The sequence below is a fragment of the Asticcacaulis currens genome (assembly GCF_028550395.1).
In the GTDB taxonomy this organism is placed as follows: Bacteria; Pseudomonadota; Alphaproteobacteria; order Caulobacterales; family Caulobacteraceae; genus Asticcacaulis; species Asticcacaulis currens.
In genome coordinates this window covers 228,143-249,843 of sequence record NZ_JAQQKW010000001.1, presented here as the reverse complement: position 1 = coordinate 249,843, position 21,701 = coordinate 228,143, and the positions used below count along the sequence as shown (strand labels likewise).

The following is a 21,701-nucleotide window of genomic DNA, read 5'->3' as shown; positions in this document are numbered from 1 at the left end:
TGGATTGTTTTGCGGCATTCAATAGCGCGGGTGCGGCGCAACATCTGACGATGGACGAGCGCTGAGATCCAGAGTGAATTTGCACCGGTCTTTGAGGGGATACAGATGACCATTTCTCGACGCATAATTCTGGCGGGACTTCTTGCCACCACCTCAGCGGTTTCTCTGGCTGCCTGCAGCAAGCCAAAGGAGGCGCCCAAGAAAGCGACCGGAAAAACCGAGTTTACTATCGGCTGGTCCATCTATGCGGGCTGGATGCCCTGGCCCTATGCAGCGCAGGCGGGGATCGTGAAGAAGTGGGCGGACAAGTACGGCCTCACTATCAATATCCTGCAGATCAATGACTATGTGGAATCGGTCAATCAGTTCACGGCAGGCAAGCTCGACGGTGTCACGGTTGCGAGTATGGATGCTCTGACCATACCCGCCGCTGGCGGCAAGGATACCACGGCTGTTATCGTGGGCGACTATTCTAACGGAAATGACGGCATTGTCGCCAAATCCGCCAAGACGGTTGCGGATCTGAAGGGGGCGCGTGTCAATCTCGTTGAACTGTCAGTCTCGCACTATCTTCTGGCGCGCGCACTGGAATCTGCCGGTCTGAAAATGACCGACGTCAAAACCGTGAATACGTCAGATGCCGACATTGTCGGCGCCTATGCCTCTGCCGACGTGCAGAACGTGGCAACATGGAATCCGCAACTTGGCGAGTTGAAGAAGACCAAGGGCACAACCCTGATCTTCGATTCTTCCAAAATTCCCGGTGAGATCCTCGATCTTCTCGTTGTCGATACCGCGCTTTTGGCCGCAACGCCTGATCTAGGTAAGGCGTTGACGGGCATCTGGTACGAGACCCTGGCTCTTATGGCCGCAAAGACGCCGCAAGGTGCGGCGGCGCGCGCTGCGATGGCGGGCCTTGCGGGCGCAACGCCCGAGGACTACGAGTCTCAGCTGTCTACGACCTTCCTTTACTACACACCGAAAGATGCCCTGAAAGCCATAGAGGATCCGCAACTTGCCACCATAATGGACCGTGTGCGCCAGTTCAGCTTCTCTCAGGGCCTCTTCGGTCCCGGTGCATCGTCCGTCGATGCTATTGGCATTTCTCTGCCAGGCAAGACGCTTGGGTCTTCTGACAATATCAAGCTCCGCTTCGACCCGACATGGACGAAGCTGGCGGCCGAGAACGCCTTGTAAGCGCACTGATGCGTCGCCTGATCAACATAAAGCCCGGGCAGGGGGCCGCGTTCATGCTGGGCGCGCTGCCCCTGATCGCAATCTTTCTCCTCTACGTCCAGGCGGCGGCAGAGCGCAGTGCCGCCAATGCGGCAGACAAGCTTTTGCCTACGCTGGACAAGATGGGCGAAAGCCTGTCGCGCGTCGCATTTCATCCTGATGTGCTGACGGGCAAGGTGCTTATCCTATCCGATACGATCGCCAGCCTGCAGCGCCTGGGGGTCGGGATCGGGATTGCCACAGTGGTGGCGCTCGTGCTCGGCCTGGCCTTGGGTGTTGTCCCCCTTGTACGCGCAACATTGGCGCCAATCATTGCGACCATTGCCGTCATTCCGCCGATCGCCGTCTTGCCCATCCTGTTCATCGTTTTTGGCCTGGGCGAAACCTCAAAAATCGTTCTGATCGCGGTCGGGATCGCGCCCTTAATGATACGCGATCTGGCCGCGCATGTGGCGGCACTTCCTAACGAACAGATCTTGAAAGCGCAGACCTTGGGGGCCAGTACCTGGCAGCTCACTCTGCGTGTGGCCTTACCTCAGGCCTTGCCGCGTCTTATCGACAGTTTGCGTTTGTCGCTGGGGCCGGCCTGGGTGTTCTTAATCTCCGCCGAAGCGATCGCCTCTGATGTCGGACTTGGCTATCGCATCTTTCTGGTGCGGCGGTATCTTTCCATGGATATCATTTTGCCCTACGTGGCGTGGATTGCCCTTCTGGCGCTGCTTATGGATGTCATCCTGCGTGGTATCAGTCGCGAAGTCTTCCCCTGGTATCATGGGAAGGGCAAATGAGCGAAATTCTCACCTTCAAGGATATTTGGGTCGAGTACGGTGAAAAGATCGTACTTGAGCGTGTGTCTCTCTCTATTTCTGAGGGAAGCTTCGTTTCAATTGTGGGTCCCTCAGGTGCGGGCAAGAGTACCTTTTTGCGACTGGCCCTAGGTCAGGAAGCCCCAACACGCGGTCAGGTCCTGCTCGACGGCAAAGCCCTTTTGCCCCAGTGCGACCCCGATCGCGGTGTGGTCTTTCAGCGTTACTCCGTCTATCCGCACCTGACCGCATTGCAAAATGTGCTCCTGGGCCTGGAGTTCGCTAAGTCCCCCTTTCTTGGCCGGCTTTATGGAAAGGCACGACGCGATGCCATTCAGACCGCGACCGATATGCTGACGGCCGTCGGTTTGCAGCATAATCTGAACATATATCCGAGCGCCTTATCCGGGGGGATGCAGCAGAGACTGGCTATTGCACAGGCACTCGTCAAGCATCCGCGCGTCCTTCTCCTTGATGAGCCATTTGGCGCCCTTGATCCTGAGATCAGGCTTGAGATGCACGATCTCATCTTGCGTCTTTGGGCGCAGCACGGGCTGACCATTTTGATGGTCACCCACGATCTCCAGGAGGCCTTCAAGCTCGCTACACGTGTCATCAAGGTCGATAAACGCCGCCACGACCCTCACGCCCCCCACCGGTATGGGTCTGGGATCATCAGCGATGTCACCCCCGATAAGACGAAGCCCGTTCCCCTCGACGTGACCACACTTCTTCTGCCCTCCTCTGATGAGGTCTAACCCTATGTCCAGTGACGAAAAGGCGGCGTTCTCAGGCCTTCAGTTTTCCCGCCTCAGCCTGATACAAGACCTGATGAGATTGATGATACGGGTCTGGCAGGGGATTTTTGGCCGCTAGAGCGCTGCGAAATCACCGGCGTGGAAAGGCTATTTTACCGAAGCTTTAGGACGAAACATTTTCTGAAGCCGCGCAGCCTCTATCGGTGACAAAAGCCGTCTATGAGGAAAGGCCGCACTGAGACTGGCGACATTACTGAACACGCGACCCCTGCAGGGCGAGGGTCAGCACCTGTCGCAGCTCGCTGAGCTCAGGATCTGATCGCACCAGAGGCGAGGTGCGTCCGGCAGGGATTTGACAACTATATTATGTGTATGTGTAAGCGGAACAAAGGCGTTTTTTTGGGTACACGCCTTCCCTTCGGTTTTTGTGACCGCAAGGACCGAAAAGCGCTCAAAAGAGGCACAGTATGTCGCGTACCCGCTTCGTTTTTAGAAGTTTCACCACGGCCTTCGCTCTGATGGCTTGCGTTTTGGCTTCCTGTGGCGGTGGAGGTGGCGGTTCTACGCCCGCCACGGCCGTACCTGCCTCCTCCGCTTCTTCAACAGCCTCCACAAGCTCATCTGCCAGCGTGAGCGCCTCTTCGTCATCGTCCACGCCTGCGTCTGGCGCGGTCGAAAAGCCGGGCTATACCCTCACCTTCAATGATGAGTTCGACGCGCTCGACGTTTCTGCCAACGGCCCGGGCACAAGGTGGACCGCACATACCCCCTGGCACGGTGATTTTGGTGACGCGCTTTTTGCAGACCCGGTCGCGGGATTTCCATTCACCGTCGAAAACGGCATCTTACGTATTGAGGCGCGAAAGCGGCCAGACGGAAAATGGGAGTCCGGCCTTCTTGCGAGCGTGGACGCTAAAAATGTCGGGTTCAAGCAGCAGTACGGCTATTTTGAAATGCGGGCCAAACTGCCGTCAGGCGAGGGCGTGTGGCCCGCGTTCTGGCTCGATAGCATGATCCCGCCGCAATTCGAGGATCCGAGCCTCGAAATCGATGTCTTGGAGTATTATGGACAGTTCAATGACGTCTATCACTCTACCGTCACCGTCTGGCCGAAGGATCGAACCCAGATAAGCCCTTTCTGGAATACTCAGATCCCGGTCAGAGCCAATAGCCTTACAACTGACTTCCATGTCTGGGGCGTATCGGTCGAACCCGACTGGATCATCTACTATCTGGATGGGGCTGAAACGTGGCGCACAAAGACGCCCGACACCCACAAACATGAGATGATGATCCTCGTAAATCTTGCTCTGGGCGGCGGATGGCCGATCACGAACACGCCAAACCCATCCTACATGTATGTGGACTATATTCGCGCTTACAAAAAGGTCACCTGACGCAAACGCGTTGTCCGTCAGATATCGAAAACGCGTTCGCGGTCAACGAGGTTGCGCACGGAAATATTGAGGTCTGTGACATGTCCGTTGGCGATGGAATATACCCACCCGTGGATCGCCACCGGCTGGCCTTCACGCCAGGCATTCAGAATGATGGGGTTGGTAGCAACATTTCGGACCTGGGCGATCACATTGAGTTCGCACAGGCGGTCAACGCGCTTGTCCTGACTGTCGCACGCCTCGAGTTCATGGCGGTGATCATGCGCAACGTCGCGAATAGGCGACAGCCAGTGATCAATAAGACCGTGGTCTGTGGATTCAATCGCGGCTCGCACGCCGCCGCATCCATAATGACCGACCACGAGGACGTGCTTAATCTTCAGGACATTGACCGCGTACTGCAGCACGCTCAGATAGTTCGCATCCTGCTGGGGCGCCAGATTGGCCACGTTGCGGTGTACGAAAAGCTCGCCGGGATCGAGGTTGACAATTTCGTTCGCCGGAACGCGTGAGTCTGAGCAGCCGATCCACAGATATTCCGGGTGTTGCTGACGAACGAGACGCGAAAAAAAGTCAGGATCAACCCGTGTCTTTTCGAGGGACCAGAGACGGTTGTTTTCGATGAGATGTTGAACCATGTCTGCCTTGATCCTTACGCAACGCATTGCGCATTAGAAGCCGAAGGCATCCCGGTCAAGTCCTTTTGGGCTAAGGGTTACCTGCCACCGACGCCAGCAGCGCACCAATGGCCGCCAGACCGGCATCGGCCTTTTGCCCCGCCGCGGACAGAGAACCCGTCATAAAATATAAAATCAATGTGAGTGCGCCCACGAGACCCAGAAGCGTTTCACACAACAGGATAATGAATTTCCCCGCATCAAAATGGGCTGTAGGTTTATATGAGTCCTGCATTGTCATTCCCCCGGCCATTGGCAGGGCGAAGTCTAATCCCCCAGTGGGCTCTGGCAAGTGTTTTATGATCTACAATGGAGCTGCCGTTGACGCGCGTTTGTCTGGTGATTGGACGTTTCCACCCTCTGACCCTGCGCTGTGAGGCCTTGCTGAAAGCAAAGCGTGAGGCAGGCTACGATGTTAAGGTCTGTATCATAGGGGCGAATGCGCCCCGATCGCATCGCTACCCGTTCTCCGCTGAAGAGCAGATAGCCATGATAAAGGCGGCAGGGTTTGAGGCCATTGCCATCGACGAGGTGCTGGGTCGGCAGGCGCGACATGCGCAGTTTGTCAGTATCGCGCCTGAGGCAGATATCCTTCTTTTTGATCACGCCTATGGCCGGTTCCTCCAGGAGGACTGGTCGGGTGGCTCGGTGGAAGCTGTGGCTGCACCGAATTTGTCGGAAATGGAGATGGCCAAAAACCGACTGCTTGAGTTAGGCACCGTCGAGTACGTTTCTGAAGCCGTCGGACAGATATGCGATCAGTCTTTAAGTACTGAGATGCGCACTCCGCTTTGGGAGGAGCAAAGCTATATTTCTGAGTACAGAAAGAGCTGGGAGGCTGCGCCGTATCCTCCCGTTCTTGTGCCGGCGGATATCCTTATTCAGTGTGTCGACAAGGTGCTTCTAATCCAAAGAGGAGGCATGCCGGGAAAAGGTCTGTGGGCGCTGCCCGGCGGATTTCTTGATGCCGATGAGACGCTTTTTGAGGCCGCCTTCAGAGAGTTGCGGGAAGAGACCGGTTTAGATCTCTCCTATGAAGTGGCGAAAGCCTCTCTTGTCCGCAACCGCGTCTTTGATGATCCGAGCCGTAGCTCGCGGGGTCGCACCGTGACCCATGCGTTTTATTTTGATCTGACGGAGCAGACGATAAATGAACTTCTAGCCGGCGATGATGCGGCCGCACTGAAATGGGTGAGTACGGAAGAGGCGCTGACTATGCGCTCTCAAATGTTTGAGGACCACTTCCTGATGCTGGAGTACCTTCTGACAGATGGAGAAAAGCGGGCGATCGATTGACGCCTGAAGATTTTCCCCTCTCGAGCGATTTTGATGCGCCTCATCGCCCGCCTTTCGCCACAGCGTTGTGGAGCCTACCCAATTCATGGGGTGTGGACAGAAATTTGTTGTGCGCTGCGAAAAAAGAGTTAACGTCTCGTTATTCATTGAGTTTTTTGAAACAAGTTCATTTTTTCTCGAGAAGGGTCACCCGAGCGGTGACCTTTTTTTTTTGGCTCTTGACTTGTTCATCCAGACAAAATGCCGCCAATATCCCTGTTGAAGTGCCTAAGCCATTCTTCCGATTTTGCAATTCAGGAGCACCGCATTGAACGCACCCAACCCAGTCGATGTTCACGTGGGACAGCGTATTCGTGCACGCCGTAAAGAGTTGGGTATGAGCCAGGGCGAACTGGCGAGGAACCTCGGTCTGACCTTTCAGCAGGTGCAGAAATACGAACGGGGTTTCAATCGTATAAGTGCGTCAAAAATGCATGATGCGGCCCGAGCTCTGGCAGTTCCGATAGATTATTTCTTTGAAGGCACAGAACTTGGGGGAGAGTTCAGCCAGTCCGAAAGTGAGATATCCGTCTCTCACTTCCTTTTGACGAAGGAAGGCACGGAACTCTCCTCGTACTTTTCCAAGCTGACGGCCAATCAGCGAAAGGCCATCATGGCTCTCGTCCGCAACCTCAGCCTTGACTATTAACGGGCATTCGTCCGCGTTCGGCATTTAGCATGCCTATAAAAAGGGCGAGCAGGAGCATGTAACCGGACCAGAAGCCATTGTTTAAAAAATAGGCACGGAATTCTGTCGGTGGCGAGATTTCAGATGCGAAATGGCCCGTTGTTCCTAGCAGCGCGCAAGCTGATGCTAGCAGTAGCCACAACTTTCGTTCCCTCTCTGAAAGCCAGATCAAACAGATCGTGGCTATAACGTCAACAAGGGTGGTGCCCGGGTCTAAGCCGATCACGCCTACCGACTGCACCATCGGAGTGAGCGACCAGCCGACAAAAATGATGAGGGCGCTTAGGCGTTCAGCTACTTCACCCCGCCAAAGCGCCCAAATCACGAGGGCCGCCATCAAAAAGTGTCCTGTCCAGGCCCATAAATCCACGGCTCCCAAGTCTAACGTCACGCGCTCTCCCGCGTATTCTCTACGACCAGAAGGCCCTTGGGCTTGGTGGTAAACTTGTCTTCGCCTGTCCCAACGGCCACTGTGCTGTATCCCAATTGACCCTTCACAGCGTTGAGTTGGCCGTGCGCGCATAGTATCGAAGATCTCGCCTCGGAGAGTGCCGCCATAGTCGCAACGAGGCTGGTCATGGCCTCGTCTCCGATCTCCAGCGCAATCTTTTCTTCCATTCTTGTGCGCCCGAGATAGCTGATTAGATCGGCAACGTCACAGATCGCCGTCTCAATCGCGCCCTCAGCCTGAATAAGGCGGGCTGCACCTGTTCTCACAATCTCTGCTCTTTTCATGTGTGCTTTCCTTTAATCCGGCCGGCACTCCGGCCACTAGGGGATGATCCGGTTAAGGGTTTGAAGCATATGCGCACTGACAAACAGGAGCGAACTCACCGACAGCCCCAGTCCAATGGCAAGAAGCACAAGGGTGATCAGCCACTGAGTTGTGCTGGTCGCTTTTACCCACTTTTCGAATGCCTCCCATGTGGTCACTGGCGATTTGTGAACCGCTATCGAAGACACGGGCAGGAGGGCCGGGCCAGAAACGGCGCTAGACGTTTCTGTGCGGTGACCATTCATGGACTGGGCGGTGACCGCTCCTTCCTCACCGTGCACGGCACCGAGATCATCGGAAATCCTCTCTGAGGGAGGTCCTCCTTCACGGATGAGGGCCGCGGCTGCGGAGGACGCGCATCCATATTCATTTTCTGCGAAAGCCCGCGCGGCGGCCCGTGTTGTCGTCTCGCCAAGCTTCTGGCAGGCGCTGTTGGCGTGTGTTTTGACGGTGGTGACTTCAATTTGCAGTTCACGCGCGATCTCCTTCTGGGTGTAACCAGTAAGGGTAAGGCGTAAAACCTGTTTTTCCCTTGGGGAAAGCTTGGTGATCCCGATCGTTGGGTGCGACATTTTCGATTACTTTGCGGGCATAAGCGAAGAGCACCCGTTACCGTACGCCGAAACTCGCCTTTATAAAAGCGTCACAATCTTCAATTGAATATCTGAGACCGAAGCTGTGACATTTTCGCTTGACGCACCCTCATGGTGGACAGGCCCGCTTTTCACTTTCGGCAGGCTAGTCCTCACCATTAAGCTGACGAATGATTCGAACGTGAGGAAGAACGCGAATGTATGGACGATTGACGGTCATCTGCGGCCCTATGTTTGCCGGAAAAACCACGGAACTCCTGAAGCGTATTCTCTGGGCCCGAAATGGCGAGCGCAAAGATGTCCTCGTCCTTAAGACGGCATTTGACGTCCGCTATTCGCGCACAGAAGTCATAACCCATGACGGCCTGGCGGCAGAAGCCGTGGTTCTTCACGCCTTCTCAGATGTAGAGACGCGCCTGAAAGAGGCAGACCTTGTGTGTTTCGATGAGGTCCAGTTTTTCCAGAATATGGATCGCGACGTCGTCGAGTTGATAAAGGGCCTGCTGGAGACGGGTACCGACGTTGTGGCTGCCGGTCTTGATACCAACTGGAAAGGCGATGCGTTCTCGGCCACGGGTCTTCTGATGGCAATGGCCGATGAGGTCGTCAAACTGAGAGCGCACTGCGCTGTCTGTGGTCAGCCCGCTCATAAGACCTTTAAGAAGGTGGAGGACGAGTTAGAGATCCAGCTGGGTCACGGTGATCTTTATGAGCCCCGCTGCAATCGCCACTGGTTCGATCATCTGCCTCTTCTCGAGATTTCGCGCTCAGCAACAAGGGGGGGGTAAGTCTGATGTCTGATGTCCTCCCCGAAGACCTGCTCACTGCACAGGCGCGCATCGCTCTATTCATTCACCGCACACCTCTTTTTCAGTCTGACACGCTCAACAAGGCCCTAGGCCACAGCGTTATATTTAAGGCTGAGAACCTGCAAAAGATCGGAGCTTTCAAGCTGCGCGGTGCGATGAACACGCTCCTGGCCCTAAAGGAAGAGGGGACGTTGGGGCGTTCGGTCTGTGCCTTCTCATCGGGGAACCATGCGCAGGCCGTGGCCTATGCTGCCCGCGAGCTTGGTGTGAAAGCCACTATTTTTATTCCCAAGCAGGCATCTGCAGTAAAGATCGCCGCCACGCGGGCCTGCGGTGCAGACGTTGTCGTTACCGAAAGCCGTCAGATTGCCGAAGCCTCTGTTGCCGAATTAATCTCTAAGGGCGCAACCTTTGTGCACCCTTATGACAACCCTTACGTCATTGCCGGACAGGGCACGGCTTGTCTCGAAGCACTGCAGGACGGCGTTGAAGCGGATGCCGTTTTTGCGCCGTGCGGCGGTGGTGGGCTTATGTCGGGCACCTGGCTTGCAACCCGGCTCGCGCGACCTCAGGCTAAGGTCTACGCGTGCGAACCCAAAATGGCCAATGACGCCCATCGTTCCGTTCAGGCGGGCGAAATCGTCAGGCTCTCCGAGACCCCGATGACGATTGCCGATGGCGTTAGAACGCTCGCGGTGTCCTCAAGAACGCTCTCCTACCTTCAGAGGCTCGACGGCTTTTATGAGGTGGAGGAAGATGAGATCGTCTACTGGTCCCAGTGGTTGTCACATCTCCTGAAGCTTGTGATCGAGCCTACCTGCGCGATGTCGATGGCGGGTGTAGTGCGGTGGCTTCAAACGCAGACCGAACGAAAAACGGTTCTGGTCATCCTCTCGGGTGGAAACATTTCTGCAGAAACCCACCAGGCGATCTGGGCTTTAGACAGGCTTTCCCTATTGCCATCTTTAATTGAGTGAGTTTATAATAAACGTCATGGTACAATTTAGGGTCGGATTGTTTAGCCATGCAAAAGCCGTCATCACACCTACAGGTCCAGCTCGGACCTCTTCACGATGAATTGCGCGCCTTCGCAAAAGAAAATGGCCTTACGATTGCGGAAGCCGTGCGCAAGGCCGTCTTTAACCTGACGATTGGCACGGATGTTAACCCTTACAGGTTCAGCTACGGCCAGACAGAGGGAGCCACAAAAAAGTGCCAAATTCGCCTCACAGCTTCTGAGCAGACCGCCATACGTGAATCTGCCCGAGCCATGGGTCTCAGTGATGCGCGGTGGATCCACTGGCTCATCAGGTCACATCTTACTCGCGAACCCCATTTCGGCCAGCTCGAGCTGGAGGCACTTACGAGCTCAAATCTCGCCCTGCTGAAGCTCAGCCGGGCCCTCAGGTCCGTGGCTTTCTCAGGGTCTTCCAGTGAGGTAGACCGCCTTTCGACAGATATAGCTCATCACACATTCTTGGTCGCCGAACTCGTACGGGCAAACCTAATGAGGTGGGGTATAACCCGGTGAAGTCATGCCAAAGAAGAAAGCCGGCGCCGTTTTCAATGAGGGTGACGTCGAACCGAAAGGCCGCAGACGCATCAATTCGGCGACTGGGGCATTTGTCCGCACAGTAGATCTATCAGCCAGACTGGAGACTTGGAAAAAGCACAGGCCGTCCGAACTATTGTCGGTGGCGAAAGGGGCGCCTCAAGCCGTTATCAAGTCATGGAGTGGGGGAAAGTCTTTTCGCCGTGTAAAAGACAGCCTCAACTATATCAGCCGTTCAGGCCAGCTTCCCCTTGAAAACGAAGACGGTGAGACGATCGTCGGTGAAGACCAAGTGTACGCACTGGGTCTTGAATGGCGCGATGGTGGTACGCCTATCCCTGATGAAAGCACGCTGACCGAGTATCACTGCTTCGTTTTCTGTGCGCCTAAAGCTGTTGACCCCGCCCTTCTAGAGTCGGCGGCATCTGAGGTTATTGCGGAAGTGTTCGAAGGATTCCAGTACGTGAAGGCTCTGCATAAAAAAGAGACAGACCCATCTCCCCGCGCTTCTGAATACCCTCATCTGCATCTCATCGTAAAAAGTCGCTCGTTAGCGGGTGATCGACTTTATCTGGGTGCCAACTTGCCGGTATACTTACGCCAGAGATATGCTCAGGCTCTGCGCGACAGAGGCGTCGAGATGGCGGCAACCTATAGATCTGAGAGATTTCCGGATCGTAGGCCAGATGAAAACAGGGATGTTGACCAAACCGGAACCCGCGGGCCCGCCGATGACAGTTATGCTCTTCAGACCTACTCCAGTCTCTGGGAAAAACTCCAGAACGGCACTACGCTTGAGCGGTTACAGGCCAGTATTGTTTCAAACTACATTGAGACCCACACCGGAATTGATCTTGAGAAATCACGCCAGCCTGGAGGTTCAGGCCGCGAACGCTGAAGAGGCCGCAGGAGTTTAAAGCTTAGCCGTTAAAAGGCCTAAACCTGTGTCAGAGGTCTCAATCGAGCATAATTGTGAGCTATTCCCACTAGCCGTTGCCTCAAATCCGGCACCCGCATCTGCTACATTCCGCATTTGGAATGGCGACAGGAGTATAGGGAAGAAACGTAGCGTCTTTATTGTATTCGCACCCGACCGATAGCCCACAGTTTGGGCACCGGTTTACCCACATATTAACGCAAATCCAAAACAAATGTAAAACAAGCAGGCCGGGCCACGAAAAAAAGCCAATAATTCCCTCTATAAAGGCGGGCGATAATATAATTAGAAAAGATGCGGCATGACCAATAATATATCTATATCTCGGACCAAGCGGAAAATTCTTTTTTTCATTAATTTCACTTTTTATCGACTGTAATGTGGATTTTAATCAATCAAACCGTGAGTGGTTCGCATTACTGTTCTGTTTTTGCGGCGACAATACCCGGCGGTGTATCCGAAGGAAACAACGCCGCCGACCTATGGATTGCCCCATTATAAATTCCAGTGGGGGCGACACCGGTTTCTTATACGGCTGCCGACTTTACGTCGCAATCACAGAGAATATGGAGCTAAAGTCGCTAACTGCCGCTGAGAGAAGTGATGGCACAAAAACTGGATCCGGTCACAAACCTGGTGGTTATGGCCTTTGGATCGCCCGGCGTGGCGCTTCTGCTGGCAGGCGCAATCCTGGCTTTCTCGGCGGCGTTGATCGTGTACTCAAACGTCAGGACATACAAACCGCTCCTGGTCGAATTGCGCGAGCGTTGGAACCTTCTCAATGGCCTGGATAGCCGTGCGAGGCCGGCATCCTTTTATGCCCGCTTCAGTGAGGCGGACAGGCGATTTTCAAGCTCCGCTGGTCTGGGCCAGGCAAACAGCGCGTTGTTGCTTGGCTGGTCAAACTATAGGAGCGTTCTTGTCGAAAATGGCGATAGCTTTGTAGGTTCGGTCAGGGCCGCTGAGGCGTTTGACCAGCTGGATGAACCCGCACGCGCGCTTGAATGGTGGGCGAATATTATGGTCGCGGTTGGCCTGGTTATTACCTTTCTAGGTATTGTCGCCGCGCTTTCAGAAGCCACACTGGCCATGGCAGGAAGTCCTGCAAGCGGTACCATGCAGGCGTCCCTGATGGGGTTGTTAGCGATCGCGGCCACAAAATTCTGGACGTCAATTGCAGGCGTCCTCTCATCCATTTTTTTGCGTCTTTTTGCGCGTTCACGCAGAAGAGCAATCCAGACGGCAGAAGCGGAACTCTTTGTGATGCTCGATAGCTGCCTGAATTTTATGCCGCCAGAAAAGGTCGCGCTGGAACAGCTAAAAGCGCTCCAGAGGATAGAAGCCTCCTTAGCCGCAAAAGGGGGGGCGTGATGGCCTTTCGACATCGTCGCTCAAAAGAGATTGAGGAAGGTGAGAGCTATTACATCTCCATGACGGATCTGATGGTCGGCGTCCTTTTCATCTTTATCATCATGCTCGCCTATTTTGCCCTGAATTTCCGGGAGACAACCACAGAGCTCACCCAGGCGAAGGATCCACAAACGAGCGCCCTCCTTAAGCGGGCAACCGACCTTAAATCTTTGAATGCCACCATTGACGTCGACCGGGAAAATCACATCGTCTGCGTTCAGGAGGCTGATCTCGTGGGCCCGGAGGGTGGGAAGGATCGCCGCTGCTTTGCGTTTTCAGGTCAGACAGCCATCAATCCGTCGTCTGATGAAGAAAAACGGTCTGCGGCGTCCGTCGCTTTTTTTGCCGCGGATCTGAAGGCTGATCTGTCACCCGCTATCTCCTGGGCGGAGGTCAGTCTGTCGGACGCATCGACGAATTTTGATGCGGACCGGCTCTTTCGCGCCGGAACGAGCGATCTTACCCCAGAGGGGCTCTCGGCCGTCTCCAATCTGGCGCAATCTCTCGCAAAGCGGCTGCCATGCCTCTCTTACGGGGTGCCCGCCGAAGGCTGTCCGGGGCAGGGAAAGCTTGAGGCGGTCGTGATTGTCGGGACTGCAGACGTGAACATGTATACAGCGCAGGGGCGGGCCGATCAGGCGCTATCAGTTGAGCGCTCCGTGTCTTTCCATAAGGCATTGCTCAATGCCCAGCCGGCTTTAGCGCAATTGCGCAATGCGCCCGAAGGTGGCGTGCCCCTTCTTCGGGTCGTGTCGATTGGTAACGCCAGTGCAACAGCGCCCGTCGGCGGAAGCGGCAAAGCCATTCAGCTGCAATTTCATATGAAAACACAGTGAAGCGCTCTTTTTTAATTGGCCTCTTATGAGGCGCGGGCTATGCCTCTGGATATATTTTCCGAAAAGGCAATTTCCATGACCGCATTGTCTCAACGCCTCGACCAAACCCAAATCCGTCTGAAACACTGGCTGTTTGAAAACGCTCTGCCGATCTGGCGCGATGTCGGTGTCGATAGGGAAAAAGGAGGCGTCTACGAGACGCTCGGTCTTGACGGGAGCCCCGTCGATGTGGACCGCAGAACCCGTGTGGCGGCCCGCCAGGTCTACTCCTATGCGCTGGCCAGACGCATGGGGTATGAGGGGGACGTAGACACGGTGATTGATGCTGGGCTTGCCTGGCTTTCAGGGCCTGCGGCCGCAGACAACGGTCTGGTCAGCGCGGTTCTGACGCCCGATGGCAAGGTCGTAAAGGGCGAGTTCGATTTCTACGACCATGCCTTTGCACTTTTGGCCTATGCCTCTGCCAAGGCGGTCCGCCCGCACGATACGTCCCTCGAAAGCCGGGCCATCGCCATCCGTGACGTCCTCCTGTCAAGATACAAACACCCCGTCAGAGGGTTTGAGGAAGCCTATCCGCGCACTCTGCCATTAAAGACCAACCCGCACATGCACATGTTCGAGGCCTCTCTGGCCTGGATTGAGGCGGGGGGTGATGAAACCTGGAAAACGATCGCAGCCGAAATAGCCGATCTTTGCCTGGATAAGTTTCTGCACCCGGAAAATGGCTCCTTGCGCGAATATTTCGATGGGGACTGGAACCCCATCGAAGGCGAAATGGGCCGCATTATCGAGCCCGGCCACCAGTTTGAATGGGCGTGGCTTCTTATACGCTGGGCGGCCATTAGCGGTGATCCGAAGTTCATCGCACCGGCAAAGCGTCTCGTCGAAATCGCGGAAACCTACGGCACAGACCACGCCCGAAATGCCACGATTTTTGAACTTTGGGACGACTTTAGCGTCAAGGACAATAAGGCGCGTCTTTGGGCCCAAACGGAGCGAATGAAAGCCTATGTTGCCTTGCAGTCTGTCGCTTCAGACGACGGCCAAAAGGCTGGATATGTCGATACCCTGATTAAAGCCGCCGAAGGCCTTGAGCTCTATTTCGATGTCCCTCTTAAAGGGCTTTATCGCGATAAAATGAATCCTGATGGAAGCTTCGTCGAAGAGCCAGCGCCAGCGTCAACCCTTTATCACATCATCTGTGCGATCGATGAAATGGGCAAGGCTTCGGTCTGAAGCCTGCATCGCGCTTGAGCCGGGCGCAATATTTGCCTAAAGGCCGGCAAGGCAGTTCATGGAGTCCGACAGTGAGTGACGTTCCCGCACTATTGATCAACACGGTGGCATTAAAGGCGGGGACCAGGATCATGGAGATTTATGCATCTGACTTCGCCGTCGAGGCAAAGTCAGATGCATCTCCGGTCACCGAGGCTGATGCTGCGGCCGAGCGCATAATTCTGGAAGAACTGGCAAAACTCAGTCCCTCGACGCCTGTGGTGGCGGAGGAAGCCGTCTCAGGCGGGCTCATGCCGCAAACAGCCGAGCGCTTTTATCTGGTCGATCCACTCGACGGCACGCGTGAATTTGTCTCCAGAAATGGCGAGTTCACCGTTAACATTGCGCTGATTGAAAACGGGGTGCCTGTGATGGGGGTCGTCTACGCTCCGGCCCTTGGGGAGATCTTCTGGGGCGACGCATCTCACGGTGCCTTCAAAGCCAGTGTTGAAAACGGAAAAATCGGCCCTCAAGTCGCCCTGAAAGTGCGTAGGGCGCCTACAAAGATTGTTGCTATCGGGAGCCGTTCGCATGGCAGCGCAGAAACGGATGCGTGGCTTGCGCGCTATGAGGTCGCAAACTTCGTTGCAGCTGGCTCGTCCTTGAAGTTCTGCCGCGTGGCGGAAGGGGCTGCTGATATCTATCCCCGTATGGGACGCACCATGGAGTGGGATACGGCTGCAGGTGATGCGATCTTAAGAGCAGCAGGGGGGCTTGTTACGACCCTCGACGGAATGCCGCTGCAGTATGGAAAGCGCGACCGTCAGGACGCAATCGATTTTGCTAATCCTTACTTCGTCGCCTACGGTGATTTGGGCCTTAAGAAAGATTAGCTTCTCTGAATCGAGCCGCTAGGCTTTTACGTTTGTGGGACGCTTCCAACCTTCGTAAAAGCCGGACAGGAAAAGAGCGGGATCACCGCAAAGAGGCTCTGTGGCGAAGCATGTCGATTACACCTGAACGTTTGACACACTTGAGGCGCCTCGAGGCTGAAGCGATCCACATTATGCGTGAGGTCGCCGCCGAGTTCAAAAACCCGGTCATGCTCTATTCGATCGGCAAAGACTCATCAGTAATGCTACATCTGGCTTTGAAGGCGTTTTACCCTTCAAAGCCTCCCTTCCCGCTGATGCATATCGACACGACGTGGAAGTTCCGCGAGATGATCAAGTTTCGCGACGACACGGCCGCCCGTCTTGGATTGCAGTTAATCAAGCATACGAATGCGGACGGTGTGCGCGATAACGTAAATCCATTTGACTATGGAAGCTCTGTCTATACGGGCATTATGAAGACCGATGCCCTCAAGCAGGCCTTAACTGCCCATGGTTTTGATGCTGCCTTCGGTGGCGCTCGCAGAGACGAGGAGAAGTCCCGCGCTAAAGAGCGCATTTTCTCCTTCAGAACCCAAAACCATGGCTGGGATCCTAAGAACCAGAGACCCGAGCTTTGGAACCTCTATAACGCCCGCATTAAGCCCGGGGAATCGATCCGTGTCTTCCCGCTCTCGAACTGGACGGAGCTCGATATCTGGCAATACATACTTGTTGAAGACATACCAATCGTACCGCTCTACTTCTCGGCGCCGAGACCCGTCGTCGAACGTGGTGGGCAGTGGATTATGGTCGACGATAAGCGCCTTCCGCTTGGAGAGGGCGAAGTGCCAGAAATCCGCAATGTCCGGTTTCGCACCCTTGGATGCTACCCGCTGACCGCCGCTATTGAGTCGGAAGCGGCAACACTTGAAGAGATTGTGGCAGAGATGCTGGTCGCGCGCACGTCAGAGCGATCCGGGCGGTTAATCGATCACGACGAAGCGGGGTCGATGGAAAAGAAGAAGCGCGAAGGGTATTTCTAATGACCGCTCTGGGAAAGATCGACACCTCAGTCTTTACCGAATACCTCGCCACGCATGAGAAGAAGAGCCTTTTGCGGTTCTTGACGTGCGGAAGCGTCGACGATGGAAAATCAACCCTTATTGGCCGCCTTCTCTATGACACCAAGCTGATCTTTGAAGATCAGCTGGCGGGCCTGGAGAAGGACTCAAAGCGCTTTGGCACGGTGGGCGAAGAGATCGATCTCGCCCTTCTCGTCGATGGCCTTCAGGCAGAACGCGAACAGGGGATCACAATTGACGTCGCCTATCGGTTTTTCACAACCGAAAAGCGCAAGTTCATCGTCGCGGATACGCCCGGGCATGAGCAGTACACCCGAAATATGGCGACAGGGGCATCGAATGCCGACCTCGCCGTAATCCTGATAGACGCCCGCAAAGGGATCCTGACACAGACACGGCGCCATTCCTTCATCGTGTCTCTTTTGGGTATCAAGCACGTGGTGCTGGCCGTCAATAAAATCGACCTGATGGCGTATTCTCAAAGCGTCTTTGAACGCATTCATGAGGACTATAAAGCCTTCGCGGCGGATTTCGGGTTTGAGAGCCTGCAAGCCATTCCTTTGTCGGCGCGTTTTGGCGACAATGTGCTGGAGCGTTCGCCGAGTATGGCCTGGTATGACGGCCCTACTCTGGTGGAGCACCTGGAGACGGTAGAGATTGAGCGCAATCTTTGGGAAAAGCCCTTCCGTCTGCCGGTCCAGTGGGTCAATCGCCCTGATCTGAATTTCCGTGGCTTCTCCGGCACGATCGCTTCAGGGGTTCTGCGGCCGGGCGATGACATCGTCGTTGCGGCATCCGGCAAGACCTCGAAGGTCAGGTCGATCGTGACCTATGACGGTGAACTGCCGGTGGCTGGCGCTGACGAGGCGGTTACCGTTACGCTGGAAGACGAGATAGACATCTCGCGCGGTGATGTCCTCGCATCGCCTGTCTCACGGCCTGAAGTCGGAGATCAGTTTCAGGCCAGCCTCATCTGGATGAACGAAGACGAGCTTCTGCCAGGCAGGCCGTACCTCCTAAAGATCGGTGCGCGTACGGTTACGGCGACCGTCACAGACATCCGCCATAAGACGGATGTGAACTCATTTGAAAAGCTCGCTGCCAAAACTCTAAAGCTCAACGAGGTGGCGACGGTAAACATCGCCACTCAGGCGCCGATTGCGTTTGATGCCTACGCTGAGAATAAGGCCACGGGCGCGTTTATTCTGATTGACCGCATCAGCAATCTTACGCTTGGGGCGGGATTGATCGATCATTCTCTGCGCCGTGCCAGCAATGTGCACTGGCAGGCACTAGAGGTGTCGAAGGCTGCCAGAGCTGAGATCAAACGTCAGAAGCCGGCCGTCTTATGGTTTACCGGGCTTTCAGGTGCCGGAAAATCTACCATCGCCAACCTTCTTGAGAAAAAACTCTTAAGCCTTGGCTATCACACAACCCTGCTCGACGGCGACAATGTCCGCCATGGCCTGAATAAGGACCTTGGCTTCTCGGATGCGGACCGCGTGGAAAATATCCGGCGGGTGGCAGAAGTGGCAAAGCTTATGACAGAGGCGGGTCTGATTACCCTTGTCTCCTTCATTTCGCCCTTCCGGGCAGAGCGTCAGATGGCCCGGGAGCTCCTGGAGACCGGCGAGTTCGTCGAAATCCACGTGGCCACACCTCTTGCTATTGCCGAAGCACGCGACGTCAAGGGGCTCTATAAAAAGGCCCGTGCGGGCGAGATCCCCAACTTCACAGGGATCGATAGTCCGTATGAAGCGCCAGAGGCGCCGGAGATCGTTGTGGCTGAAAAGGGTGAGGCGCCGGAAGCGGAAGCCGAGCGTATCTTCCAGTGGCTGTTCGACAACGGCTACTTGCCCGTCGAGCCTAACTACGTGATCTGAGCCGTTTGCGGCGCTTGTAAACGACGCGGATTAGCCCCATTTGTCTGCTTCAAAGCGGCGGGTTGAAGTGCTTCTCAGAATGCACTAGACCGCAGGTGTCCCTGGAGTGCAGATATGTCCGAATTGCGTGCTAATCCCGTCGTCGAGCTCAAGTCCGCGAAGTTTGGCAACCACCTTCCGATTTCGGTGATTGCTGGCCCCTGTCAGCTGGAAAGCCGAGCGCACGCGCTTGAGGTCGCATCGGCTCTTAAAGAGATTTCTGACCGCCTCGGGTTTGGGATCATCTTCAAGACGTCGTTTGATAAGGCCAACCGGACGTCCGCGAAAGCCGCGCGGGGTATTGGGCTGAAAGAAGCCTTGCCGATCTTTGCAGAGATCCGCGAAAGCCTGGGTCTGGCAGTTTTGACGGACGTCCATGAATCCCAGCAGTGCGCACCCGTGGCTGAGGCTGTTGACGTCCTGCAGATCCCTGCCTTTTTGTGCCGTCAGACCGATCTGTTGCTGGCGGCAGCGGCAACTGGCAGAGCGATTAATGTCAAAAAGGGCCAGTTTTTGGCGCCCTGGGACATGAAAAACGTTCTCGATAAACTGGTGCTCGGCGGCAATCCGAACGTCCTTCTCTGTGATCGGGGGACAAGCTTCGGCTATAATACGCTCGTCTCCGACTTCCGTGGCTTGCCGATCATGGCCGCAACGGGCGCGCCTGTGATCTTCGATGCCACCCACTCTGTGCAACAGCCCGGTGGCTTAGGGGGATCGTCGGGTGGACAGCGTGAGTTTGTCCCGGTTCTGGCCCGTGCCGCTGTGGCTGTGGGGGTCGCGGGTCTCTTTATCGAAACCCATCCGGATCCTGATAATGCGCCGTCCGACGGACCGAATATGGTGCCCCTGGCGTCATTCGAGGGGCTGATGCGCGACCTCATGGCGATCGATCAGGTTGCCAAGGCGATCACGGCACGTGATGCGGTGAAATAGGATATGAAGCCGGTCATTATTATCCCGGCGCGTATGGCTTCGACGCGACTGCCGAATAAACCTCTGGCCGACCTGAACGGCGAGCCCATGATTGTGGCGGTATGGCGCCGCGCAATTGAGGCCGACCTGGCAACCGTCTGGGTTGCCACTGACACCCCTGAGATTGCGGACGCCATTCAGGCTGTCGGCGGAAACGCAGTCATGACCAGTCCTGACCATCCATCGGGCTCGGACAGAATCTACGAGGCCATCTCCCGGATTGATCCGGAAAAGCGCTACGACCTCCTGTTAAACGTGCAGGGTGATCTGCCAACCGTGGCAGCCGACACGATCCGGGCGGTGGTTGAGCCGTTGAAGGACGTGGAGGTTGATATCTCAACGCCTGTAGCCCTGATTCATTCAGACGAGGAACGAACCGCCTCGTCGGTGGTGAAAATGATCGGCACGCCTGTTTCGCCTCGCCGTTTCCGTGCGCTCTATTTCACCCGCGCCACGGCACCGTGGGGCGAGGGGCCGCTCTATCATCATATCGGACTTTATGGATGGAAACGGGCCGCGCTTGAGCGTTTTGTTCAGTTGTCGCCTTCGCCGCTTGAGCAGCGCGAAAAGCTTGAGCAGCTTCGCGCGTTAGAGCATGGCATGCGCATAGATGCTGTCGAAGTGGACGAAGTGCCCTTAGGCGTGGATACGCTCGCCGACCTGGAAGAGGCCCGCCGCCGGCTCGCGGGGAATTAAACATGGCTTTAGAAACCGCGCTTGATGCCACCTCAGCCCTGCAGGCAGCCCAACAGACTGTTGAAATAGAGGCGGCAGGCCTCAATGCCATGCGAGGCGCGCTTGATGGCGAGCTCGGTGTCCGCTTTGAAGCGGCCATTTCAGCCATTTTAGACGCCCAGGCCAAGGGCGGCCGGATCATCGTCACCGGGATGGGCAAGTCAGGCCATATTGGCCGCAAGATTGCTGCCTCATTGGCCTCTACAGGTGCTCTGTCGCACTTCGTACATCCAGCCGAAGCCAGTCACGGCGATCTGGGGATGGTCGGCACAAATGACGTTGTGCTTGCGCTTTCTTGGTCAGGGGAGGCGCCGGAGCTTGCGGATATTATTGCTTACACAAGGCGCTTTGCCGTCCCATTGATTGCCATAACGTCAGGCCCCAAAAGCGCTTTAGGCTCGGCGGCCGATATAGCGATTGTTCTGCCGAAAATGGCCGAGGCTTGTCCTAACGGACTTGCCCCTACCACCTCTACGACCATGCAGCTTGCGATGGGCGACTGCATCACCGTCGCCCTTCTGTCGCTGAGAAAATTCACCGCACAGGACTTCCGGCAGTTCCACCCTGGTGGAAAGCTGGGATCGCGGCTCCTTAAGGTACGCGATTTGATGCAGGTAGGAGACGCGATGCCGCTTGTCGGCGAAGCCACGCCGCTATCGCGGGCCATCGTTGAGATGTCCTCCAAGCGCTACGGCATGACGGGCGTAGTGGATGCTGAAGGCCAGCTGACCGGGATCCTAACGGATGGCGACCTGCGCCGCGCCTTCGCAGAAGGCTTTGTAGACCGTGCCGTCTCGGAAATCATGACCCGGGCCCCGCGTGTGACCACGCCGGACACTCTGGCTTCACAGCTTCTTGCCGACATGAACGCCCGCAGCATTACAGGCATCTTTGCTGTCGAGAACACACGGCCGGTGGGTGTTATTCATCTGCATGAGATACTTCGAGCGGGAGTCGCTTAGCAACAGGAATTGGTACCTCTCGTGAAGAGGTCCTGCTGAGATGATTTCGGGTTCCACGTTCGGAGGTCCAAGCCTACTTTTTTGTGAGGTCATTGTTGATTGACGATACGCGATGGGACTGAGGTT

At 55.7% G+C, this 21,701-nt stretch carries 23 protein-coding genes; 18 read left to right on the top strand and 5 right to left on the bottom strand.

The window, feature by feature from the left end; all coding sequences use genetic code 11:
- Positions 1-105 precede the first annotated feature (105 nt).
- From PQU94_RS01020 to PQU94_RS01005, 4 genes are all read left to right on the top strand, one after another.
- A complete protein-coding gene (locus PQU94_RS01020) occupies positions 106-1,197 on the top strand; it encodes a putative urea ABC transporter substrate-binding protein (RefSeq protein ID WP_272739639.1) in 1,092 nt (363 codons plus the stop codon).
- A gap of 8 nt (positions 1,198-1,205) precedes the next feature.
- Entirely contained in the window at positions 1,206-2,024 is an 819-nt protein-coding gene (locus PQU94_RS01015) for an ABC transporter permease (protein ID WP_272739638.1), read from the top strand.
- Positions 2,021-2,800: an ABC transporter ATP-binding protein gene (locus PQU94_RS01010; RefSeq protein WP_272739637.1), complete on the top strand. Its 780-nt coding sequence runs from the start codon at positions 2,021-2,023 to the stop codon at positions 2,798-2,800. The genes PQU94_RS01015 and PQU94_RS01010 overlap by 4 nt, the downstream gene beginning before the upstream one ends.
- Before the next feature lie 467 nt (positions 2,801-3,267).
- Positions 3,268-4,197, top strand: a complete 930-nt coding sequence (locus PQU94_RS01005; protein ID WP_272739636.1) for a glycoside hydrolase family 16 protein — start codon at positions 3,268-3,270, stop codon at positions 4,195-4,197.
- A 17-nt stretch (positions 4,198-4,214) separates the two neighbouring features.
- On the opposite strand, the gene PQU94_RS01000 is transcribed toward PQU94_RS01005, so the two are convergent.
- Positions 4,215-4,835, bottom strand: coding sequence for a carbonic anhydrase (locus PQU94_RS01000; RefSeq protein WP_272739635.1), 621 nt, complete (start codon positions 4,833-4,835; stop codon positions 4,215-4,217).
- A gap of 70 nt (positions 4,836-4,905) precedes the next feature.
- The gene (locus PQU94_RS00995; protein ID WP_272739634.1) at positions 4,906-5,109 is read right to left on the bottom strand and encodes a hypothetical protein; all 204 of its coding nucleotides are present in this window, start codon (positions 5,107-5,109) and stop codon (positions 4,906-4,908) included.
- A gap of 74 nt (positions 5,110-5,183) precedes the next feature.
- Here PQU94_RS00995 and PQU94_RS00990 point away from each other — a divergent pair, with 74 nt between their 5' ends.
- Positions 5,184-6,170 (top strand): NUDIX domain-containing protein, encoded by a 987-nt coding sequence (locus tag PQU94_RS00990; protein ID WP_272739633.1) that lies wholly within the window; start codon positions 5,184-5,186, stop codon positions 6,168-6,170.
- Between the two features lie 337 nt (positions 6,171-6,507).
- On the top strand, positions 6,508-6,858 hold the full coding sequence (locus PQU94_RS00985) for a helix-turn-helix domain-containing protein (RefSeq protein ID WP_368407055.1): 351 nt from the start codon (positions 6,508-6,510) through the stop codon (positions 6,856-6,858).
- On the opposite strand, the gene PQU94_RS00980 is transcribed toward PQU94_RS00985, so the two are convergent.
- The 3 genes from PQU94_RS00980 to PQU94_RS00970 are packed head-to-tail and all read right to left on the bottom strand — an operon-like array spanning position 6,842 to position 8,244.
- The gene (locus tag PQU94_RS00980) at positions 6,842-7,288 is read right to left on the bottom strand and encodes a hypothetical protein (protein ID WP_272739631.1); all 447 of its coding nucleotides are present in this window, start codon (positions 7,286-7,288) and stop codon (positions 6,842-6,844) included. The two genes, PQU94_RS00985 and PQU94_RS00980, sit on opposite strands and share 17 nt — an antisense overlap.
- On the bottom strand, positions 7,285-7,632 hold the full coding sequence (locus PQU94_RS00975; protein WP_272739630.1) for a hypothetical protein: 348 nt from the start codon (positions 7,630-7,632) through the stop codon (positions 7,285-7,287). Before PQU94_RS00975 ends, PQU94_RS00980 begins: the two co-directional genes overlap by 4 nt.
- Before the next feature lie 36 nt (positions 7,633-7,668).
- Complete coding sequence (locus PQU94_RS00970; protein ID WP_272739629.1) at positions 7,669-8,244, bottom strand: response regulator transcription factor; 576 nt, start codon at positions 8,242-8,244, stop codon at positions 7,669-7,671.
- A 218-nt stretch (positions 8,245-8,462) separates the two neighbouring features.
- Here PQU94_RS00970 and PQU94_RS00965 point away from each other — a divergent pair, with 218 nt between their 5' ends.
- From PQU94_RS00965 to PQU94_RS00910, 12 genes are all read left to right on the top strand, one after another.
- Positions 8,463-9,053, top strand: coding sequence for a thymidine kinase (locus PQU94_RS00965; protein ID WP_272739628.1), 591 nt, complete (start codon positions 8,463-8,465; stop codon positions 9,051-9,053).
- A 5-nt stretch (positions 9,054-9,058) separates the two neighbouring features.
- Positions 9,059-10,051, top strand: coding sequence for a serine/threonine dehydratase (locus PQU94_RS00960; protein WP_272739627.1), 993 nt, complete (start codon positions 9,059-9,061; stop codon positions 10,049-10,051).
- A gap of 558 nt (positions 10,052-10,609) precedes the next feature.
- Positions 10,610-11,524, top strand: a complete 915-nt coding sequence (locus PQU94_RS00955) for a relaxase family protein (protein ID WP_272739626.1) — start codon at positions 10,610-10,612, stop codon at positions 11,522-11,524.
- A 642-nt stretch (positions 11,525-12,166) separates the two neighbouring features.
- Positions 12,167-12,934 (top strand): hypothetical protein, encoded by a 768-nt coding sequence (locus tag PQU94_RS00950; protein WP_272739625.1) that lies wholly within the window; start codon positions 12,167-12,169, stop codon positions 12,932-12,934.
- Positions 12,934-13,809, top strand: a complete 876-nt coding sequence (locus tag PQU94_RS00945; protein WP_272739624.1) for a hypothetical protein — start codon at positions 12,934-12,936, stop codon at positions 13,807-13,809. The genes PQU94_RS00950 and PQU94_RS00945 overlap by 1 nt, the downstream gene beginning before the upstream one ends.
- Positions 13,810-13,884: 75 nt before the next feature.
- Positions 13,885-15,045: an AGE family epimerase/isomerase gene (locus PQU94_RS00940; RefSeq protein WP_272739623.1), complete on the top strand. Its 1,161-nt coding sequence runs from the start codon at positions 13,885-13,887 to the stop codon at positions 15,043-15,045.
- 71 nt (positions 15,046-15,116) lie between these two features.
- Positions 15,117-15,917: a 3'(2'),5'-bisphosphate nucleotidase CysQ gene (gene cysQ, locus PQU94_RS00935; protein WP_272739622.1), complete on the top strand. Its 801-nt coding sequence runs from the start codon at positions 15,117-15,119 to the stop codon at positions 15,915-15,917.
- Between the two features lie 110 nt (positions 15,918-16,027).
- Positions 16,028-16,942 carry a sulfate adenylyltransferase subunit CysD gene (gene cysD, locus PQU94_RS00930; protein ID WP_272740041.1) on the top strand — a complete coding sequence of 305 codons (915 nt, stop codon included), beginning with the start codon at positions 16,028-16,030 and terminating at the stop codon, positions 16,940-16,942.
- Positions 16,942-18,864: a sulfate adenylyltransferase subunit CysN gene (gene cysN, locus PQU94_RS00925; protein WP_272739621.1), complete on the top strand. Its 1,923-nt coding sequence runs from the start codon at positions 16,942-16,944 to the stop codon at positions 18,862-18,864. Before cysD ends, cysN begins: the two co-directional genes overlap by 1 nt.
- 114 nt (positions 18,865-18,978) lie before the next feature.
- Positions 18,979-19,839 carry a 3-deoxy-8-phosphooctulonate synthase gene (kdsA, locus tag PQU94_RS00920; protein WP_272739620.1) on the top strand — a complete coding sequence of 287 codons (861 nt, stop codon included), beginning with the start codon at positions 18,979-18,981 and terminating at the stop codon, positions 19,837-19,839.
- Positions 19,840-19,842: 3 nt separating this feature from the next.
- Positions 19,843-20,574 (top strand): 3-deoxy-manno-octulosonate cytidylyltransferase, encoded by a 732-nt coding sequence (locus tag PQU94_RS00915; protein ID WP_272739619.1) that lies wholly within the window; start codon positions 19,843-19,845, stop codon positions 20,572-20,574.
- A gap of 2 nt (positions 20,575-20,576) precedes the next feature.
- Entirely contained in the window at positions 20,577-21,575 is a 999-nt protein-coding gene (locus tag PQU94_RS00910) for a KpsF/GutQ family sugar-phosphate isomerase (RefSeq protein WP_272739618.1), read from the top strand.
- The last annotated feature ends 126 nt before the right edge of the window (positions 21,576-21,701 follow it).

What these genes read in the sequence shown, in the direction of transcription:
- PQU94_RS00945 (WP_272739624.1), top strand. Translation starts at nt 12,934, where the DNA reads ATGGCCTTTCGACATCGTCGCTCAAAAGAGATTGAGGAAGGTGAGAGC.
- PQU94_RS00910 (WP_272739618.1), top strand. Translation starts at nt 20,577, where the DNA reads ATGGCTTTAGAAACCGCGCTTGATGCCACCTCAGCCCTGCAGGCAGCC.
- PQU94_RS01015 (WP_272739638.1), top strand. Translation starts at nt 1,206, where the DNA reads ATGCGTCGCCTGATCAACATAAAGCCCGGGCAGGGGGCCGCGTTCATG.
- PQU94_RS00965 (WP_272739628.1), top strand. Translation starts at nt 8,463, where the DNA reads ATGTATGGACGATTGACGGTCATCTGCGGCCCTATGTTTGCCGGAAAA.
- PQU94_RS00915 (WP_272739619.1), top strand. Translation starts at nt 19,843, where the DNA reads ATGAAGCCGGTCATTATTATCCCGGCGCGTATGGCTTCGACGCGACTG.
- PQU94_RS00970 (WP_272739629.1), bottom strand. Translation starts at nt 8,244, where the DNA reads ATGTCGCACCCAACGATCGGGATCACCAAGCTTTCCCCAAGGGAAAAA.
- PQU94_RS01010 (WP_272739637.1), top strand. Translation starts at nt 2,021, where the DNA reads ATGAGCGAAATTCTCACCTTCAAGGATATTTGGGTCGAGTACGGTGAA.
- PQU94_RS00950 (WP_272739625.1), top strand. Translation starts at nt 12,167, where the DNA reads ATGGCACAAAAACTGGATCCGGTCACAAACCTGGTGGTTATGGCCTTT.
- PQU94_RS01005 (WP_272739636.1), top strand. Translation starts at nt 3,268, where the DNA reads ATGTCGCGTACCCGCTTCGTTTTTAGAAGTTTCACCACGGCCTTCGCT.
- PQU94_RS01020 (WP_272739639.1), top strand. Translation starts at nt 106, where the DNA reads ATGACCATTTCTCGACGCATAATTCTGGCGGGACTTCTTGCCACCACC.
- cysN (WP_272739621.1), top strand. Translation starts at nt 16,942, where the DNA reads ATGACCGCTCTGGGAAAGATCGACACCTCAGTCTTTACCGAATACCTC.
- PQU94_RS00995 (WP_272739634.1), bottom strand. Translation starts at nt 5,109, where the DNA reads ATGCAGGACTCATATAAACCTACAGCCCATTTTGATGCGGGGAAATTC.
- kdsA (WP_272739620.1), top strand. Translation starts at nt 18,979, where the DNA reads ATGTCCGAATTGCGTGCTAATCCCGTCGTCGAGCTCAAGTCCGCGAAG.
- PQU94_RS00940 (WP_272739623.1), top strand. Translation starts at nt 13,885, where the DNA reads ATGACCGCATTGTCTCAACGCCTCGACCAAACCCAAATCCGTCTGAAA.
- PQU94_RS00955 (WP_272739626.1), top strand. Translation starts at nt 10,610, where the DNA reads ATGCCAAAGAAGAAAGCCGGCGCCGTTTTCAATGAGGGTGACGTCGAA.
- PQU94_RS01000 (WP_272739635.1), bottom strand. Translation starts at nt 4,835, where the DNA reads ATGGTTCAACATCTCATCGAAAACAACCGTCTCTGGTCCCTCGAAAAG.
- cysD (WP_272740041.1), top strand. Translation starts at nt 16,028, where the DNA reads ATGTCGATTACACCTGAACGTTTGACACACTTGAGGCGCCTCGAGGCT.
- PQU94_RS00975 (WP_272739630.1), bottom strand. Translation starts at nt 7,632, where the DNA reads ATGAAAAGAGCAGAGATTGTGAGAACAGGTGCAGCCCGCCTTATTCAG.
- PQU94_RS00960 (WP_272739627.1), top strand. Translation starts at nt 9,059, where the DNA reads ATGTCTGATGTCCTCCCCGAAGACCTGCTCACTGCACAGGCGCGCATC.
- PQU94_RS00990 (WP_272739633.1), top strand. Translation starts at nt 5,184, where the DNA reads ATGGAGCTGCCGTTGACGCGCGTTTGTCTGGTGATTGGACGTTTCCAC.